Genomic DNA, 18,766 nt, shown 5'->3' on the forward strand with positions numbered 1-18,766 from the left:
TTAGAAAACACACAGGAAAGCGCAATGAAAGGCTTGGTTGACAAGTTAGAGACTGCTGTAAAGTCGGCCAGTTCCGCCTCAGGGTATGGGCATGCGCATGGCACCCGGTCTGTCCGGACCTATCTGCTGATGCTGGTGCTAGTGGTGTCGTTGCCGCTGGTGCTGGCGGTGGGCTTTGGCATTTATCAGGATTTCCAGCAATCCATCCGCAATACCAAGACATCGCTGAACAGCATGACCAACGTCATGTTGAAAAATACACATGCCAAACTGGCCCACGCGCGTCAGACATTGGAAGGGATAGCTAGCTTGCCCCTGGTGAGACAACTGGAATTGCAAGAATGTCCCGCCAAGCTCACTGATTTCGCCCGCCTCAACCCTGAATATGCGCACGTCACCATCAGTAATCTGGACGGCAAGCTATTATGTTCCGTACAAGGTAGCAGTAGCGATACCAGCCAGGATGTCAAGCAGGAACGTAACCGCCTCGAAGATATACAAAACACCATACGGCAAAAAAGCCTGACCATCGCCGCACCGCGCCACACGGAGTCTGCCGAAGCCTGGTCAACCACGCTCAGTACGCCAGTTTGGGATAGCCGCCAGCAGATGGTAGGCGTGGTATCCATGTCGCTCGATGTTGGCTTTTATGATCCCAATATCCCGGCCCAGTTCTTGCCAGAATCGAGCCGTTATGGTTTCTTTCGCGATGATGGCATTCTTGTATGGCGCAATCTGGACCCGGAAAAAGTGATAGGCATCCGGCCTGATGCAGACGCTGCCAGGCGCATCGTGGCCATCAAAAATGGTGAATTTGAAAGCCGTGCCGTTGATGGTGTGGTGCGCTTCTTTTCTGTGTCTGCTCTGCCTGAATATGGCCTGGTCTGTTTTGTCGGCGTACCGGCTGATACCATTTTTGCCCAGGCCAGGGAAAGGGCAGTGCAATCCATCGCCTTGACCCTGGTCATGATCGTCTTGCTGATCTTGCTGGCCCTGGCTCTGGCCCGCCGCATTACCAAACCAATTATCGCACTGGCCAGCACGGTTCGCGCCGTGCAGCGTGGTGACCATTTGGCCAGGGCACACATTAACGGCCCTGCTGAACTGCAGGCAGTGGCGCTGGAATTTAACCGCATGCTCAGCGCGCAGCAACTCAACGATTTGCAGTTCCGTGCGTTTCTTGACAACAGCGCCATCGTCGCATGGATCAAAGACAACAGCGGCCGCTATCAATTCATCAGCGATAACTTTACCCGCCGTTTTGCCCTGACGCGTGCACAGGTGATAGGCAAGACCGACCATGACCTGTTTCCCGCCAGCGTTGCAGACAAATACCATAGCGATGACATGCAACTATTGGCAGACCGCCATCAGCATGAAGCCATCTGGCCAGGGCAAAATGCCGATGGCACCAGTAGCTGGTGGCTGGTCAACAAGTTCGTGTTTATTAGTTCTGATGGTGTGCCACAGCTGGGGGGGCTGGCAGTAGATATTACTGAACGCAAACGCGTCACCGACCTTGACGAAATGATATTGCAAACTGCCATGGATGCGTATTGGCTGCTGGACAAGAATGGCGACCTTAAAGATGTCAACCAGACGGCCAGCAAGATGATGGGTTACAGCCGTGAAGAAATGTTAAGCATGAACGTGGCGGACATTGATATCGTCGATGAAGCACGTGGTAAAGAAGTCCCTGATAGGCTCAACAGTGTACGTGCGGCTGGTAGCGAACAATTTGAAACCCGTCACCGCTGCAAGGATGGTCGCATCATCGACGTCGAAGTGTCGGTACGCTATTTGCAGGGTCAGGAACTGTTCCCTGCCTTTGTACGCGACATTACTGAACGCAAACAGGCAGAACAAAGTCTGCACCTGGCGGCTACCGTGTTTGAGTCGCATGAAGGCATGTTTGTCACCAATGCCGCCAAGGTCATCCAGCAGGTCAACCGTGCGTTCACCGAAATCACAGGTTATAGCCGAGAAGACGCCATAGGAAAAACTCAGGGCATTTTAAAATCGGGCCGCCATGATGCAGAATTTTTTGCCAGCATGAACCGCCAGCTCGAAACCGAAGGCAATTGGCAGGGGGAAGTCTGGAACCGGCATAAAGAAGGCCATATCAGCCCGCAATGGCTGACCATTACCGCCGTGCGTGGCCGTAATAATGAACTACTGCATTATGTCGGCACCCTGGTCGACATTACCATGCGCAAAGCTGCTGAAGATGAAATCAAGACACTGGCATTTTACGACCCGCTGACCCGCCTGCCCAACCGCCGCCTGCTGACTGACCGATTGCAACAGGCCTTGCTATCGTCAACCCGTTCAGGTCGCAAGGGCGCGCTGATGTATATCGACCTCGACAACTTCAAAATATTGAATGATACCCAGGGCCATTACAAGGGTGACCTGCTGTTGCAGCAAGTGTCAGAACGCCTGATCAATTGTGTGCGCGATGATGATACCGTGGCCCGCATTGGCGGTGATGAATTTGTGCTGCTACTGGAGAATCTCAGCGTCACCGCTAGCGAAGCTGCCGCCCAGATAGAAATGGTCGGCAAGAAAATTCTGGTCGCGCTGAACCAGCCTTACGATCTGGCCGGTTATGAATGCCATAGCACACCCAGCATAGGCGTCACCCTTCTCGCCAATCATGAAAATGGTTTTGATGAACTGATGAAACAGGCTGACCTGGCCATGTATGCCGCCAAGACCGCTGGCCGCAACACCCTGCGCTTTTTTGATCCTGGCATGCAATCAGTAGTGACCGCCCGTGCCGCCATGGAAAAAGAATTGCGCGAAGGTTTGCGCAGCGGCCAGTTGCGCCTGTATTACCAGGCCCAGGTCGGTCGCCATGGCGAACTGATTGGTGTCGAAGCCCTGGTGCGCTGGCAGCATCCGCAACGCGGCATGATTTCACCTGCCGAGTTTATTCCGCTGGCAGAATCCACTGGCCTCATCCTGCCACTGGGACACTGGGTCTTGCTGACTGCCTGCCTGCAACTGGTCTGCTGGGCGCAACAAGAAGACAGTGCCCACCTGACCATCGCCGTCAACGTCAGCGCCCGCCAGTTCCGTCAGCCCGATGTCGTGGAACAGGTACTCGATATCATCAATCAGACCGGTGCCAACCCGCGTCTCTTGAAACTGGAACTGACTGAAAGCCTGCTTGTTGATGATGTGGAAGACATCATCCAGAAAATGATTGCCCTGAAAGCCGCTGGCCTGTGTTTTTCGCTGGACGACTTTGGTACCGGCTACTCCTCATTGACGTATCTGAAACGCCTGCCACTGGATCAATTGAAAATCGACCAGTCCTTCGTGCGCGATGTATTGACCGACCCCAACGATGCCGCCATCGCCCGCACCATCGTCGCCCTGAGCCAAAGCATGGGTCTGTCCGTCATCGCCGAAGGTGTGGAGAGCGCCGAACAAAGAGACTACCTCGCCAGCCAGGGCTGCCATGCTTACCAGGGCTATTATTTTGGTCGACCCATGCCGATAGGGGAATTTGAGACGATACGGATGAAGGAAATCTGCAAGGTGCCATGAGTTGTGTGACTTGGGTATCTTTGAAACCTCTTTCGTCTGGAAAATATGAAGTTCGAGAATCAGCGAAACCCATTATTGATGGGGATGCTATCTGCGTTACGATTAGCCTTAATTCATTCATCAGCGTAAATTCCATTGAAAAATTTAATCTTTCTTAGCCTTTTATTCGTGATTTCAGGACATGCTTTTTCTAACGGCGAAGCTCCGGCGAATGCGGCGGATTTGGCAAAAAAACAGACAAAAAAGATTTTAAAGAACCGGACTGTTGGTCCCATGTATCTTTCTAAAAGTGAAATCGATACCTTGATGACAGATGCGCTAAACGGCAATGGTATTGCTGCAAACAAACTGGGTATGTATTTTGATGTAGGTGACCGGAATTATGAAAAATGCTTGTATTGGTTAGGCATGTCCGCTGAATTGGGAAACGCGGTAGGTCAATATAATTACGGTTATGTCCTGTTGCGGACAAAAACTAAGAATAATGTGGAACAGGCATTAAAGTGGCTGGAATTGGCACAAAAAAATGGTCAAAGCTATGCGGAAGATGGAATAACAAGTGCGAAAGAATGGATCGAAAAAAATAAAAATGACTTTACCTCAATAGAACCAGCCATTGAGAAACCTTAATTGGAAAATGATAGTTTTTCTGTTGATGAAAGCTTTTTAAAGACGACTTCTATTCGTGATTGAACGCAAAAAGCGCTGCGACTAATCGCATCGCTTCCCGTTGAAAAAAGCGGTAACACAGCGAACTGATAATAAGCAATTTTCTCCGCGCTCCTCTGAGCCTCAGTGTCTCAGTGGCTCTGTGGTGAGGTTCTTGGTCTTCAAGTTGCATGTCAGTAGTTGCTATCAGCCGCACCACAAGCCACGCGATCAAGGCGTCGTCTTGGGCGTCACACGCCAGATGATATTGCCTACGTCATCGGCCACCAGCAATGCACCTGCGCTATCCACGGCGACGCCTACCGGCCTGCCGTTGGCGGTGGCAGCAGCGCTTAAAAAGCCGGTCAGCACGTCTTGTGGCTGTCCGCTGGGTTTGCCGTCAGTGAAGGGGACGAAGATAACCTTATAGCCGCTATGCGGTGTGCGGTTCCATGAGCCATGCTGGCCAACGAATGCGCCATTGGCATATTGCGCAGGCAGCAGTTTTCCGGTGTAGAAGGTCAGGCCCAGTGAGGCCGTATGCGCACCGAGTGCGTAGTCAGGTATCAACGCAGTGGCAACCAGGTCAGGGTGCTGTTCTTTCACACGGACATCGACATGCTGGCCGAAATAGCTGTAGGGCCAGCCATAGAAACCGCCATCCTTGACTGAGGTCATGTAATCGGGCACGAGGTCATTGCCCAGTTCATCACGTTCATTGACAGCTGCCCACAGTGCACCGCTTTGCGGTTGCCAGGCGAGGCCATTGGCATTGCGCAAGCCGCTGGCAAAGATGCGCATATGGCCGGTGGCGAGGTCAACTTCATGAATGGCAGCACGGCCGGCCTCTGCTTCCATGCCGTTTTCTGCGACGTTGCTGTTTGAACCGACGGATACATACAGGAACTTGCCATCGGGGCTGGCAACCAGATCCTTGGTCCAGTGATGGTTGATTTTGCCGGCTGGCAGATCCACCAGTTTGACGCCGGGTGCAGTGATGCTGGTCTGCCCTGCCTTGTAAGGATAGCGCATGATGGCGTCGGTATTGGCGACGTACAGGTAGTCACCCACCAGCGCCATGCCAAAAGGTGAATGCAGGCCGCTTAAAAAGACCGTGCGGGTACTCGCATTGCCGTTGGCATCAAGCCCGCGCAAGAGCGTGATGCGGTCTGCACTGGGGGCAGATGAGCCAGCCGATCTCATCACTTTTTTCTGTACCCAGTTTTTCACGGCCTTAATGCCGCCGGTTTCATCATGCGGTTTTGGCGTATCGCTTTCTGCCACCAGCACATCGCCATTGGGCAAGACATGCAGCATGCGCGGGTGCTTCAGGCCAGCGGCATAGGCATTGACTTGCAAGCCCAGAGCTGGCGTCGGCTTGGCACCTGTCGTCCAGCCCTTGGCGGGGGCAATATTGACGGTGGGCAGCAAATTGCTTTCTGGCTCTGGCAGCTTGGGGTTGGGGCCAAAACCTAGGGTCTTGTCATCTGCTGGTGTCGCCACTGCGCATGCAGCGAGACTGGCCAGCAGCATGGGAAAAACCAGTTTACGGGTAAACGGCAGGGAGCGGTGTGGTGTCATGTTTTTCATCTTGTTATCCCGATTTGTATCTGTTTTCTTATTTGTGGCTATGGGTGTAATTTTGACTACAGTAAGGACCTGTCATCGCGTCCAATAGTCCTGCCTTGTTTCATGTCAGCACTTGCGCATCCAGCGTGACGTTGGCCGTTACCAGTCTGGATACCGGGCAGTTCGTCTTGGCCTCGGCAGCGAGTGCTGCAAAAGCGGGTTTATCGGCATTGGCTATGCGGGCACGCACCGTCAGATGGATAGCGCTGATGACGAAGCCTTCTTCCAGTCTTTCCAGCATGACGGCAGCAGTGGTTTCGAGGTGGTCGGCAGTCATGCCGGCTTCATCGAGCTTGCATGCCAATGCCATGGTGTAGCAGCCTGCGTGGGCTGCGGCGATCAGTTCTTCGGGGTTGGTACCTGCGCCGCTTTCAAAGCGCGATGCAAAGCCATAGGGCGCCTGCTTCATTACGCCACTTTCGCTGGAAATATGCCCCTTACCGTTTTTCAGGCCGCCAGTCCAGGCGGCAGATGCGGTACGTATCATGATGGTTCTCCTTCGCGCAGAGAAGCGCGTACCCCTGTACCATAAGTCCAGTTCTTGTCAACGTCTGTTCGCAGGCGTACATAACGGACACGGCAGCTAGGGCAGATAGCCGGTGGGCAAGATGGGCATATCGATGAAGTGCTAGAATGTTTAGCGCTGGTACCCGGTTTTAGCAATGGAGAAACAAATGACTGAACCTATTCAACACGGCGTCAACAGCGCCGACAGAACAGAGCGTGATTCTTTTGGCGATATTGCAGTACCGGAACAGGCATTATGGGGTGCGCAAACCCAGCGTTCCCTGCATCATTTCGCCATTTCGACAGAAAAAATGCCCGATGCGCTGATCACCGCACTGGCCCGTGTCAAGCGCAGTTGCGCCCAGGTCAACAATGAACTGGGCTTGCTCGACGGCAAGCTGGCCGCCGCCATACAATATGCGGCCGATGAAGTGCTGGCGGGCCAACATCCGGATGCTTTCCCGCTGTCGATATGGCAGACAGGTTCCGGCACGCAAAGCAATATGAACATGAACGAAGTGCTAGCCAACCGCGCTTCAGAATTACTGGGTGGCAGCCGTGGCATGAGCCGTCTGGTACACCCAAATGACCAGGTCAACATGGGCCAGTCATCGAACGATGTCTTTCCCACCGCCATGCATGTCGCCGCCTGCGCCAGCATCATTCACGACCTGCTGCCTGCACTGGATGATTTGCACAGCTGTCTTCATGCCAAGTCCGTCGCCTTTGCTGACATTGTCAAAATCGGCCGCACTCATCTGCAAGACGCCACGCCGCTGACGCTGGGGCAAGAAATTTCTGGCTGGGTTGCCCAGCTGGCCCATGCAGGCAAGGCTATCAGCGCCACATTGCCCGCCCTGCATGAACTGGCCATCGGCGGCACGGCGGTCGGCACCGGCCTCAATACCCATGCAGAATTTGGTGAGCGCGTGGCTGCCAGCCTGGCAAACGATACCAATATCCATTTCGTCGCTGCGCCCAACCGCTTTGCTGCCCTGGCATCGCATGACGCCATGGTCAGCGCGCACGGGGCACTAAAAACCCTGGCTGTCGCTCTCATGAAAATCGCCAACGACATCCGCTGGCTGGCATCCGGCCCCCGTAGCGGCCTGGGCGAATTGCAGATACCAGAAAACGAACCCGGCAGTTCCATCATGCCCGGCAAGGTCAACCCCACCCAGTGCGAAGCTGTCACCATGGTGTGTTGCCAGGTCATGGGCAATGATGTGGCCATCAGCATAGGCGGTGCCTCGGGCAATTTTGAACTCAATGTCTTCAAGCCCATGATCGCCCACAACTTTTTGCAAAGCGTGCGCCTGCTGGCCGATGCCATGAGCAGCCTTAATGAACACTGCGTCAAGGGCCTGCAAGCCAACCGCCAGCGCATCGATGAACTGCTCAATAATTCCCTCATGCTGGTTACTGCACTGAACCCGCACATCGGCTATGACAAAGCCGCCAGCATCGCCAAGCATGCGCACAAAAACGGCACCACCTTGCGTGAAGCCGCACTGGCACTGGCTTATGTGACAGCAGAAGAATTTGATGCCTGGGTCAGGGCTGAAGATATGGTGTAGCTTGGGTTGCCATGTACTAAGCTTCGCAGAGTAAAATCGCATCAATGACCATGCGCTGAATGCCAAAAGGCAGACCACGGGGACGCAGTTAAGTGCAATGAGAAACCTGCGTCCCTTGTTTCTCAAGTTGCCGTTTTTCGCCGGAAAGCCGTGCAGTTGATTGCACTCTAAAAATTGCCGTATCTTGGGTGCGATCAATCGCACCATCGTATTTAATCCATCTATTCAGAAAAACCGAAAATGGTGCATGCGCACCTTTGATTAATCATCTGCATTCAAATGTGCAGTGATGACACTGTGTGCGATCAAATCCAGTGCCGGTCTGGCTTTACCTTGCTTGTCAGTCCACACTTTGGGTGTCAAAGCCCCCGATAATGACAGGCTGTCGCCATCACCCAGACCGAGCAAGGTATTGCGTATTGCATCATTGAATGCGATAACATTGCAGATGATAAATTCACCGTCATCTGTCGCTGCGCGTACTTTACAGGTCACATACACTGAACCATTCTGTCCTGACCGTTCTTCAACCTGGCCGTAGATACGTCCGGCGATTAATGCGTCTATCATAAATTCTTTCTTTTACTAATGATCAATCAATTGAGTGAGGGCGGATTTTAAGCTACTTGTACCAGACTGCTTCCTCCGGCTACTCGCTGAACCTGAATCCGTGTCGATATACGCTCCGTCATTTCCTGCACATGAGAAATGACACCTACCTTGCGGCCCTGGGCTTGCAGGCTGTCGAGTGCGTCCATCGCAATGCGCAGGGTGTCGGCGTCGAGACTGCCGAAACCTTCATCGATGAACAGAGATTCTACCTTGATGCGGTTACTCGATAGCGACGCCAGACCCAGTGCCAGCGCCAGCGACACCAGGAAGGATTCGCCGCCAGACAGTGAATGCACAGAACGCTGTTCATCACCCATGTCCTGATCAATGACCATCAATGCCAGCGTATCAGCCACACGTTGCAAGCGATAACGGCGTGATAGCTGGTGCAGGTGCTGATTGGCATAGGCCAGCAAGACATCCAGTGTGATTTGCTGGGCATAGTTGCGGAATTTTTTGCCATCTGCTGCGCCTATCAATTCATTCATTTGCGCCCACAGTCGTGTGAGGGCTTCCTGCTGCTGCATGTCGGCAATCAGGTTTTTGGCTTGTTGATGCCGTGCTTCGTCCTGTGCCAAAGCAAGTTGATGGCGGCTGTATTCTTGCTGGGCTTGTTGGCGTTGCCCATTCAAATGATTTGACAGGGATTGCAGATGAGCGGTCTCGTCTATTTCAGGCGCTGCGATCCGGGTTTCTCCCTGGGTTTCATCAGGTTTGATATCAACGTCAACAAAGCCTGGAGCAGCAGGGCGTTGCAGCAAATGCGCCTGCCTTTGCTGACTGCGTTCACGCAGGACAGTTGCAGCCTGCTCGACCGTGCTGGCAATAAATTGCATGGCCTGGCGTTCTTCTTGTATCCACGCCTGCGTGTGTAGTAACAACTCATGTAATTGTGTCTCGTCAAGCTTGGTTATGACTTGCTGTTGGGCTATCCATGCGCGCAGTTTTTCCTGCGTCTGTTGCTGATCATCTTTTTGCTGAATGATTCGCTTGCCGATCTGCTCTTGCGCTTCATGGAGGCGCGCCAGTTGCTGGCGTATCTCGTCATGTGTTTGCAGATGGGTTTGCAGTGATAATCTGGCCTGACTGATGGTCTGGCTGAATTGCGCTTCCAGGTCGGCGATGGCGCGTCCCTGAAATAAGCCTTGACGCTTGGCTTGCTGCTGTTTTAATTCTGTATCTGCTATCAGGTAACGTTTATTTTCAACTACCAATCGTTCTTCGAGCTGTTGTGCCTGTAACTGCAGTTTGTCCGCTTCTATTTGCAGTTTCACCAGTTGCTCGCCACTTTGGTTGTAGGCAAGTTGTTGACTCTGCCACTGTTGCACATGCACTGCGCACCGGTTCTGGAATTCTATCGGTGATACATGCCAGTTATCGCGCCAGCTGACGCTGTCCTCTGATTGCGCAGCAAAGGCGGGCTGTAACTGATCCAGTGCTTCGTCCAGTTTTTGCCGCGCTTCTTGTTCTTTTTCTGTGCTTTGAGTCAGTGCCGTAGTGATTTTCTCTGCTGCGTGGGCTAGGGTAGTGTGAGTATCTTTGTGTTCTTGCAGGGTACGACGTGCCTTTTCGCTATTAACCTGGGCCTGATCTCTGGCTTGTGTTGCCAGTTGACAGGCTTGCTCAGTCTTATGCGCATGATGTAACTGCTTTTGCAGTTCAGCCTGTTGCTGTTCCAGCCAGTGACTGACCTGGTCAGCTTCGATTTTCTGAGCCGCTATTTCAATGGCAATATCTTCTGCATGCCAGATGGCATCAGTGGATTGCTGTTGTTCCTGCAATGCCTTGAAATCTTGCGTCAACTGCTTAAGTTGCTGATGATATTGCTTGCTCTCAGCAGTGACTGTTGCCATCAGTTGCCGGCTTTCCTGTTCTGCCAACTGGCATTGCCTGAATTCGTCTTGCAATTGAGCGAGCAAAGCATGCAATTGTGGATTGCCCGTCTTGTATGGGTGATCCGTGGCGCCGCAGACCGGGCAGGCTTGTTCATCTTGCAGGGTTTCACGCAAGCTTTCTACATTGGCATGACAGGCTGCCTGAGTCAGTTGCAGACTTTTTTCTGCCTGTTCTTTTGCGCCAATCAAACCGGGTAATCGTGCCTGAATCTGAGCGATGCTCTTGTCTGCGCCCAGCATGCTCAACTGACAAGCTTGTTGTTGGTCTTGCAAAGATTGCTGACGCTGCGACTGTTCACGTATTTGTCTGTGCAAATTCATGGCAGTACCCAGCACTTCACGCCTTTGATCAAGTATCTCCCTTTGATTGTGCAAGGTAATTGGGTCGAATTGCGCCAGCTTTTTTGTGCTGTCTTCCCACAGTCTGTTTGCCAGCTCCCAATTTTGCTGGCTGACTTCCAGTAATTGCGCGCGCTCGACCAATAATTGCTCTTGGCTGTCTTTTTGCTTTTGCCAATCCTGTATGCTTTGCTGCTGATAACTGCGGTCTCTTTTAGCGCTTGCTGCCTGCTTCAATAATAATTCCCATGCCGTCCAGTTGTCGGCCAGGCTTTGCAGGCCTGCATGTTGGGTGAGCCATGCTTGCAGGTCTTGCTGCTTCTTTTGCAGTTGTGCCAGGTCAGCTTGTTTCGCCTTGTGTTGTTGCCGCGTTGCCGTTAATGCCTGTTCTGTCTGCATCCGGGTTTCTTGTGCTGACTGCCAGTTACTGCGCAAGATAATGAGGCTGCTGTCCAGGGCCTTGGCGGTATCAAGCAAGGGGCTGGCTTCGCGCAAGGCGTGTTCGGCTTGCTGCAGCTGTTGCTGCGCTAGCGTCAGACGTACGTATATTTCTTGCGCGTTGATAGTGCCTGTCTGTATGTTGTTGTGGGCAGTGGCGATGTCTGACTGACCTTGACTGATGACTTGTTGCAGCCGTTCCAGTTCTGCCACTAAAGGACGTGCTGCCTGCACGCTTTCTACTTCTTGCAGATGGATTTTTCTGGGTGTAGCGACGGCCTGCTCTTGCTCATGGATATGTAATTGCTGCTGCGCTGCGTGCTCGCTGTTCGTCAGCCTGCTGTCGTCAGCATGCCAGCGCAGGTGTATCTGCAATTCAGACAATTGCGCATCGAGTTGGTGTAGCCGGGTTTTGCTGATATCGAGATCACTCTCGAGTTGTGTGCGATCTTCTATACTGAGCGGTTTATTGTCTGCCAGACGCACGTGAAAACGCTCCAGAGCTTCGCGTTCCAGTTTTGCACGGGCAAAGGCACGTTGTGAAATCTGGCCATAGATGTCACTGCCAGTCAGGGTTTCCAGCAGCTCGCCACGGTCATTGTCATCGGTTTTTAAAAAGCTGGAAAACTCGTTTTGTGCCAGCAGGACAGCGCGGGTGAATTGTTCAAATTTGAGGCCAATTCGTTTGACTATTTCTTCCTTGATCTCGGCTTTCCCACCTTCTATGGGCTGTAATTGCGGCAACTGGTATAGCTTTAATGTAGGTGTTTGCAAGATGCCGGTTGCTTTATCGCGTGAACGGCGCACACTCCATCTTGAGCGATATGCATTGCCATCGGTACCGACGAAATCGACCTCGGCATAACCTTCTCCAGTACCGCGTCGTAGCAGGTTGCCCGTATTTTGCTGGGTAACGGCATCGTCACCATCTGGTAGTTTGGTTGTACCTGCTTTGATCAGACGTGGTGTGTTTTCATACAAGGCCATGCACAAGGCATCAAGCAGCGTGCTCTTGCCTGCACCGGTGGGGCCGCTGATGGCGAACAAACCGGCGGACTGCAAGGGTTCTTGCGTGAAATCGACGGCAAATTCGCCTGCCAGTGATGCCAGGTTCTTGCCGCGTATGGCGAGTATCTTCATTGCTCATCCCTGGCATGTAACAGTTCGCCAAAAGCATGCAGCAGTTCGGCTGAGGCATCCTGCTGATATTTGCCTTGATACAGACGGCGGAAGATATCTTCTGGTTGCAAGCGGTCCAGCGTGTCCTGGGTTGCCGCCTCGTCGCTATGATCATCCTGCGTTTTGCCGGGATAATGTGGATCTATCTTTAAAAGACGCAAGGGCTTGCCTTCTAAATAGCTTTCTATGCGCGTGCGCAGACCAGGTTCTGGTGCATCCAGCCTGACCCTGACTTCAAGATAGGGATCATATTGCGCGCCTTTGCTGGCATCCGTGATGCTGGTCAGATCAAGGCCGTCAAGTGCATCGAGTACGGCAGGTAAGGGTGCGGCTTGCCTGGGAATGCGCAATAGTTGCACTGATCTCGGCACGTATAATGGTGTTATGAGTTCCAGTTGTTCGTCCTTGATATCCACACTTAAAACCTGGTGTTGATAATCAACTTCAGAAAAAGACAGAGGCAGAGGGCTGCCGCAGTAACGCAAATGCGCTTGCTTGCCGACTTTTTGTGCGAGATGCAAATGTCCGAGGGCGGCATAAGTAATCTGATCGTCGAATATGCTGGCGGATAGTGCCTCGGTCCCACCGATGATGATGCGGCGCTCAGAATCTTCAGAAATTTCACCACCCACCATATGACAATGGCCCATGGCGATAATGGCCTGGCCCGGTTGGCGCAGCTTGACAGCATGCTCGCACACGTCTTTATACAGCTGGGCGATACCTGCCATGTAAGCATCGCTGGCGTTTTCCACCTTGGGTACATCACCAGGACGCAAGAAAGGTAAGGCCAGGCACCAGGCCACAACTTCATTGTTCCGACGTAAAGGTAGCACCATGCCTGACACATTGATGCTGCCATCGGCGTGACGGGGTACCATACCGACGACGCTGACACCCATTCCATTTAGCAAAGGGCCTGGCGCTTCCAGTCTGCCGGGTGAATCGTGATTCCCTGCAATGATGACGATATCCAGCTCTGGCAGGCGCGCTTTGGCTTGTTGCAAAAACCGGTAAAACTGTTTTTGTGAAGTCGCTGAAGGATTCGCATTGTCGAACACGTCGCCTGCGATCAGTAAAGCGTCGGCTTGCTGTTCTTCCAGCGTATTGATCAGCCAGTCAAGGAAATGCTGATGTTCAAGGCCACGCTCGGCACCATGCAAGGTTTGTCCAAGGTGCCAGTCGGAAGTGTGAATGAAACGCAAGTGAAGTCCTTAGCCTGTGCAGGTACAGATAGTAGAGCAAGGCAAGTGTAACCGTTTTTAAAGGGGGATGAAACTTGCTCTCAGCGCGCTGAGCTACGTTTATTGCGCGGACTTTTGCCCGGCCCAATTTCTGCGCAGTTTGCGCATCTTCAACATGGCGCTGCCAAGGTTTCTGCGCCAGCTATTGTTCTTCACGCACTGATATTCAACATATTCCGTCAGCGCAGGCCCCCAGCGGGTTTTGGAGACATCGTCACCAACCGACAGGTTGATGCGCTTATGCTTTTGCTGAATCGCCCATTGTATGATTTCAGCGACCAGGGTGGTCATGACACTATATCTGGCGTAAGCCATGTCATAGCCCGAATAATACAGATACAGTTCGTCGCCCATATCAAATGCCAGGCGCATGGCGACGATTTTGCCGTCCAGCTCCAGGCAAAAAAGACGGGTTTTGTCGATAAAACCTGTTTCCAGCAAGGCACGCAAAAAGTCACGGTGTTGTGGCGTAGCGAAATAATCGGGATGTTCAATGGTGTCGGTAGCCGCGGCCCTGGCTGCATGCAATGCAAAAAAATCCTCCAGCCTTTCTCTTGCTGCCACACCTTGCAGCACCTGAAGCCGGGCTTGCAAGCCATCCCTGGTCAGGGAGTTATAACAATGGCGCAAGGATTCTTTGATATTGCGTTTCAGGCCCGCCTTGAAGTTCGGCCAGTCGCTGTCCAGATGCAGGATGTAATTTGGGATGGCGCGTTCTTCCAGCGGAAAAACGGCAGCGTTGTTTGCCAGAAAATGATCAACCTGTGCTTTCGTATGGATAACTTGAAATTCAGTTAAACCAAAGGTTTCCTGTTTCGCCAGGTCTTCCCATAATTGCAAAATAGTTTTCGTATGCCCTGGCAGCGCCAGTGGGATGCGGATTTCTGTCAGGTTGGGGTCAGCACCAAACGGGCGTACGTAACGGTAAACAAACAGGCTGTGCAAGCCAACATGGGTGTTCGTCAATGGCATGACGGCGAGTAATTGTTCGCCATCACGCAAGGCGCAAATTGCCAGCTCATCTTTATGGAACAATGATGAATCAGAAAAAATCTTCCACCAGATACGGTTCCAGTCATAAGTCTGGAACGGCAATAAATTGGAAACCTGATTTTCCAGTGCGCGCCACGATACCGCCAGGGCATCGAACTCTGCTTCAGTGGTAAGAACAATTTTTTCTAAATTTGACATCTATGAGATAGTGGGCGTTGCGCAAACCTGAAGGCTGTCTTCCCCGATGACGACAGCTTAAATACTAGGCTTTGATGCAAGTTTCCTGTATTCAAGTCGGCGTTTATGCCATGCAACTGCGGAAAATGCAAGCAGATGATTGATCGGCGCTGAATCTGATATGCGGATAATAGTGCCATATTGGCATTGTGGCATTACCTGCCTGCTTTTTTTTTGCAGGTGTCCTTGCATATGTATATAAGAATTGCTGTTAACAGGTATCAGGCAGGATCTAGACCAAGGTGATCAAGTCGGTACAAAGAAGGGAGATGAAAACCATGCGCCGTTTTAAACGGCTGGCCAGGCGCATGGTCAGATACTGTCAATTAATCACGCAGGCTGATCAAAAGACGCAAGACATACCAGAGCATGAGCGCAACGGACGCGAACAATTCCAGTGCCGCGCCGACATAGCGGTCTTCAGGATAATGATGGATGACATTTGATGTGTCATACAAAATTGCCGCACCAGCGAAGCCTATCATCACGACATCGAAGAATATACCGAGCTTGAAGCCAAAAATTGCACTACAGACTATTAATGCCAAAGCCAGCAGACCACCCCATTTGAGTATCGCACCCAAAAAAGAAAAATCCTTGCGGGAAGTGTAGACGATAGCGACCAGGCCTATGGTTCCCAGTACCGTGATCAAACCTGCATTGGCGATGGCGCCGGGGGCGAATTTATCCGCGATGTAAAACATTGGTACGAAAAAAATGGATTCCAGGAAGATGTAGGCACCTAAAGCCGCATATTGAACCGGCAGACTTTCGACGGTATGCGCAGTGCGCGAAGCCAGCCATCCCAATAGGGTGAATGCGCCGATGATGAGCAGCCAGGGCAGGCCCAGCATGGTTTTGGCAATGCCTTCAGCAACGCCGGATTTAAATAAAATAACTTCAATCGCTACGAACGCCAGAAGCGCCGCACCAAGATGATTAAAAGTCTTGCTGATAAAGCGCTCACGCGCCGGACCGTAGCCTTGTTGTTGGGTGCTTGCCAGTTCCATGGATGTCCCTATCTTAAATGCGCCAGAATGAGCTGAAGACAGCTTAATGGCTGTGATGAATGAAACCTGCAAAAAATGCAAGTCTGTAATGATTTTATAATAATTGGGTAAGGCAGACAAATTCATGTTTCAAAGTGTTTCAAACCTGAAGCGACGTTTTTTTGAGATACAGGTCTGGACATGACGGATTTTTCTGCCACGGAAGCATTTTTTGTCGGTTTTTGAGCAATTAACCACAGTTCAAATTTGAAAATTGCCCGTTTCTTGCGCAGACTTCGTGTAACTTACGTCTATAATGCCCGCAGCAAAAAAGCGGGTTTTTTATTTATTTCAACGCACGCCTCCCCCCATGAATACTTTAATCTGGTTTGTCATCCTGTACTGGGTCATTTCTGTCGGCATCGGCCTGTACGCTGCCCGTTATGTGAATAACTCCAAGGACTATGCAGTGGCTGGGCGTTCATTGCCTATGTATGTAGTAACTGCGACGGTATTTGCGACCTGGTTTGGTTCGGAAACCGTATTGGGCATCTCGTCCACTTTCGTCAAGGATGGCCTGAAGGGCGTGGTTGCCGATCCTTTTGGTTCTTCCCTGTGTCTGATCTTTGTCGGCCTGTTTTTCGCCCGCCCGCTTTACCGCATGAACTTGCTGACCATTGGCGATTATTACCGTAACAAGTTTGGCCGCACCGTAGAAGTGCTGGTGACATTGTGTATCGTCGTGTCTTACCTGGGCTGGGTAGCCGCGCAGATCAAGGCGCTTGGCCTGGTGTTCAGCGTGGTATCTGGTGGTTATATTCCTATGGATGTCGGCATGATGATAGGTGCCGGCAGCGTACTGATCTACACCCTGATGGGCGGTATGTGGTCAGTTGCCATTACTGACTTTTTGCAAATGATCATCATCGTAGTCGGCATGTTATACATAGGCTGGGAAGTGTCAGGCATGGTGGGCGGTGCCAAAGTGGTCATCGAGCATGCGGCCAACGCAGGCAAACTGGAATTCTGGCCTTCGCCCACCGCCAAGGAATCTTTATGGTTCTTCGCCGCCTGGATTACCATGATGCTGGGGTCGATTCCCCAGCAAGACGTATTCCAGCGCGTTGCCTCATCCAAAAATGAAAAAATTGCCGGTAATGCATCAGTGCTGGGCGGCGTATTGTATTTTTGCTTTGCATTCATCCCCATGTTCCTGGCTTATTCGGCAACATTGATCGATCCCAAAATGGTGGAAAGTCTGATCGACAAGGATTCACAACTGATCTTGCCTACCCTGATCATGACCAAGGTGCCCATGCTGGCGCAGGTGATGTTTTTCGGTGCTTTGTTGTCGGCGATCAAAAGTTGCGCAAGTGCAACTTTGCTTGCGCCATCGGTTACATTTTCAGAAAATATTCTGAAACCCTTCTTTCCCAAGCAAAGTGACAAGGAATTTTTGCGCATGATGCGTGGTGTGGTGCTGGTATTTACCGTCATCATTACCCTGTTTGCCATGAATACGGAATCAAGCATCTATAAAATGGTGGAAAACGCCTATAAGGTCACCCTGGTAGCTGCCTTCGTGCCCCTGGCCTTTGGCCTGTACTGGAAACCCGCTACGACACAGGGTGGCCTGGCATCTATCCTGCTGGGTATAGGTTCATGGGTGGCTTTGGAGGTGTATCTGCCTGATGGCCTGTGGCCGCCACAACTGGTCGGCGTTCTCATGAGTATGGCTGGCATGATAGCCGGGTCTTTGCTGCCGCAATATACTGCAAAGAAAGTCCCGGTCTGATGGCCGCGCCGCACCCGCACAGCCACTTAGTCTGATGCAGTGCGCAAATTCTGGTGAAAAACCTTTATAATTCAGGGTTTTATCAGATTTTTGGGGCAAGATTATGCCGATTTATGCTTACCGTTGCGAAGAATGTGGTTTTGCCAAAGATGTCTTGCAAAAGATTTCCGATGATCCGCTCAGCGTTTGTCCTACTTGCGGCAAAGCCTCATTTAAGAAACAGGTCACTGCCGCGGGCTTTCAATTGAAAGGCTCTGGCTGGTATGTCACCGATTTCAGGGGCGGTAGCGGCGGGACTGGTACTACACCGGCGGCTGAACCTGCTGGCGAAGCTGCGGCGTCTGCGCCAGCAGCGGAATCGGGTTCTACTGCAGGGCCTACAGTGACTGCGTCGCCGTCATCTGCTGCGAGTACACCATCAGATGGCAATAAGGCCGCCTGATCGTTGTTAACCAGCCCGTTATTGTCGCTTTCACCAAGATTGAATTGATTACCATGCGTAAATACTTTATTACCGGCTTGCTGATTTTAGTTCCCCTGGCGATCACGCTGTGGGTACTGCATGCCGTTATCAGTACCATGGACCAGTCTCTGCTATTGCTGCCAGTTGAATGGCGGCCAGAAAAACTGGTCGGCGTCAAAGTATTGGGCATAGGCACGATACTGACTTTGTTGATTATTTTTGTCACTGGCTTGCTGGCACAGAACTTCATCGGCAATTACGTGGTCAGGGCCTGGGAAAGTCTGCTGCAACGCATTCCCATTGTCAGTTCCATCTATTCCAGTGTAAAACAGGTTTCTGATACCCTGTTTTCTTCGTCAGGCAATGCCTTTCGCAAGGCCGTGCTGATCGAATATCCGCGCCGTGATTGCTGGACCATCGGCTTTTTGACAGGTGTGCCGGGTGGTGATGTGGTCAATCATCTCAAGGGTGAATTTGTCAGCGTCTACATACCGACAACACCGAACCCGACTTCCGGCTTCTTTTTGATGTTGCCGAAAGATCAGGCGATAGAACTGGATATGAGCGTTGACGCTGCACTGAAGTATATTGTTTCCATGGGCGTGGTGGCTCCCGAACATCTCCCCACCAAATAAATGATGTGGTTACCCACCGCATCAAACCATT

General features: G+C 51.9%; 13 protein-coding genes. 6 read left to right on the top strand and 7 right to left on the bottom strand.

Features of this window, described 5'->3' with window-relative positions; translation table 11 throughout:
- Nucleotides 1-24: 24 nt before the first annotated feature.
- Complete coding sequence (locus ACO0LH_RS09205; RefSeq protein ID WP_422940778.1) at nt 25-3,555, top strand: EAL domain-containing protein; 3,531 nt, start codon at nt 25-27, stop codon at nt 3,553-3,555.
- Nucleotides 3,556-3,690: 135 nt separating this feature from the next.
- Nucleotides 3,691-4,185 (top strand): hypothetical protein, encoded by a 495-nt coding sequence (locus ACO0LH_RS09210; protein WP_422940779.1) that lies wholly within the window; start codon nt 3,691-3,693, stop codon nt 4,183-4,185.
- Nucleotides 4,186-4,434: 249 nt separating this feature from the next.
- On the opposite strand, the gene ACO0LH_RS09215 is transcribed toward ACO0LH_RS09210, so the two are convergent.
- Both ACO0LH_RS09215 and ACO0LH_RS09220 read right to left on the bottom strand, forming a co-directional pair.
- Entirely contained in the window at nt 4,435-5,784 is a 1,350-nt protein-coding gene (locus ACO0LH_RS09215) for a PQQ-dependent sugar dehydrogenase (protein WP_422941166.1), read from the bottom strand.
- Nucleotides 5,785-5,893: 109 nt separating this feature from the next.
- On the bottom strand, nt 5,894-6,319 hold the full coding sequence (locus tag ACO0LH_RS09220; RefSeq protein ID WP_422940780.1) for an OsmC family protein: 426 nt from the start codon (nt 6,317-6,319) through the stop codon (nt 5,894-5,896).
- Nucleotides 6,320-6,506: 187 nt separating this feature from the next.
- On the opposite strand from ACO0LH_RS09220, the gene fumC reads away from it, so the two are divergent.
- Nucleotides 6,507-7,916 (top strand): class II fumarate hydratase, encoded by a 1,410-nt coding sequence (gene fumC, locus ACO0LH_RS09225; RefSeq protein WP_422940781.1) that lies wholly within the window; start codon nt 6,507-6,509, stop codon nt 7,914-7,916.
- A 261-nt stretch (nt 7,917-8,177) separates the two neighbouring features.
- Here the strand turns inward: fumC and ACO0LH_RS09230 are convergent, their stop codons facing one another.
- The 5 genes from ACO0LH_RS09230 to ACO0LH_RS09250 form a co-directional block, all read right to left on the bottom strand.
- Nucleotides 8,178-8,486 (bottom strand): single-stranded DNA-binding protein, encoded by a 309-nt coding sequence (locus ACO0LH_RS09230; protein WP_422940782.1) that lies wholly within the window; start codon nt 8,484-8,486, stop codon nt 8,178-8,180.
- A gap of 47 nt (nt 8,487-8,533) precedes the next feature.
- A complete protein-coding gene (locus ACO0LH_RS09235) occupies nt 8,534-12,340 on the bottom strand; it encodes an AAA family ATPase (protein WP_422940783.1) in 3,807 nt (1,268 codons plus the stop codon).
- Nucleotides 12,337-13,584 (bottom strand): exonuclease SbcCD subunit D C-terminal domain-containing protein, encoded by a 1,248-nt coding sequence (locus tag ACO0LH_RS09240; RefSeq protein ID WP_422940784.1) that lies wholly within the window; start codon nt 13,582-13,584, stop codon nt 12,337-12,339. The genes ACO0LH_RS09235 and ACO0LH_RS09240 overlap by 4 nt, the downstream gene beginning before the upstream one ends.
- A 99-nt stretch (nt 13,585-13,683) precedes the next feature.
- Nucleotides 13,684-14,814: a GNAT family N-acetyltransferase gene (locus ACO0LH_RS09245; RefSeq protein WP_422940785.1), complete on the bottom strand. Its 1,131-nt coding sequence runs from the start codon at nt 14,812-14,814 to the stop codon at nt 13,684-13,686.
- A gap of 365 nt (nt 14,815-15,179) precedes the next feature.
- A complete protein-coding gene (locus tag ACO0LH_RS09250) occupies nt 15,180-15,863 on the bottom strand; it encodes a Bax inhibitor-1/YccA family protein (protein WP_422940786.1) in 684 nt (227 codons plus the stop codon).
- A 349-nt stretch (nt 15,864-16,212) separates the two neighbouring features.
- Here ACO0LH_RS09250 and ACO0LH_RS09255 point away from each other — a divergent pair, with 349 nt between their 5' ends.
- From ACO0LH_RS09255 to ACO0LH_RS09265, 3 genes are all read left to right on the top strand, one after another.
- A complete protein-coding gene (locus tag ACO0LH_RS09255; protein ID WP_422940787.1) occupies nt 16,213-17,637 on the top strand; it encodes a sodium:solute symporter family protein in 1,425 nt (474 codons plus the stop codon).
- A 103-nt stretch (nt 17,638-17,740) separates the two neighbouring features.
- Nucleotides 17,741-18,079: an FmdB family zinc ribbon protein gene (locus ACO0LH_RS09260; protein WP_422940788.1), complete on the top strand. Its 339-nt coding sequence runs from the start codon at nt 17,741-17,743 to the stop codon at nt 18,077-18,079.
- A 53-nt stretch (nt 18,080-18,132) separates the two neighbouring features.
- Nucleotides 18,133-18,735, top strand: a complete 603-nt coding sequence (locus ACO0LH_RS09265) for a DUF502 domain-containing protein (RefSeq protein ID WP_422940789.1) — start codon at nt 18,133-18,135, stop codon at nt 18,733-18,735.
- Nucleotides 18,736-18,766: the final 31 nt, after the last annotated feature.

Origin of the sequence: Undibacterium sp. TJN19, from assembly GCF_049339485.1 — a bacterium.
Classification (GTDB): domain Bacteria; phylum Pseudomonadota; class Gammaproteobacteria; order Burkholderiales; family Burkholderiaceae_D; genus Undibacterium.

Coding starts and splice junctions, on each gene's coding strand:
- ACO0LH_RS09220 (WP_422940780.1), bottom strand. CDS start 6,319: ATGATACGTACCGCATCTGCCGCCTGGACTGGCGGCCTGAAAAACGGT.
- ACO0LH_RS09265 (WP_422940789.1), top strand. CDS start 18,133: ATGCGTAAATACTTTATTACCGGCTTGCTGATTTTAGTTCCCCTGGCG.
- ACO0LH_RS09245 (WP_422940785.1), bottom strand. CDS start 14,814: ATGTCAAATTTAGAAAAAATTGTTCTTACCACTGAAGCAGAGTTCGAT.
- ACO0LH_RS09205 (WP_422940778.1), top strand. CDS start 25: ATGAAAGGCTTGGTTGACAAGTTAGAGACTGCTGTAAAGTCGGCCAGT.
- fumC (WP_422940781.1), top strand. CDS start 6,507: ATGACTGAACCTATTCAACACGGCGTCAACAGCGCCGACAGAACAGAG.
- ACO0LH_RS09260 (WP_422940788.1), top strand. CDS start 17,741: ATGCCGATTTATGCTTACCGTTGCGAAGAATGTGGTTTTGCCAAAGAT.
- ACO0LH_RS09235 (WP_422940783.1), bottom strand. CDS start 12,340: ATGAAGATACTCGCCATACGCGGCAAGAACCTGGCATCACTGGCAGGC.
- ACO0LH_RS09230 (WP_422940782.1), bottom strand. CDS start 8,486: ATGATAGACGCATTAATCGCCGGACGTATCTACGGCCAGGTTGAAGAA.
- ACO0LH_RS09255 (WP_422940787.1), top strand. CDS start 16,213: ATGAATACTTTAATCTGGTTTGTCATCCTGTACTGGGTCATTTCTGTC.
- ACO0LH_RS09215 (WP_422941166.1), bottom strand. CDS start 5,784: ATGACACCACACCGCTCCCTGCCGTTTACCCGTAAACTGGTTTTTCCC.
- ACO0LH_RS09250 (WP_422940786.1), bottom strand. CDS start 15,863: ATGGAACTGGCAAGCACCCAACAACAAGGCTACGGTCCGGCGCGTGAG.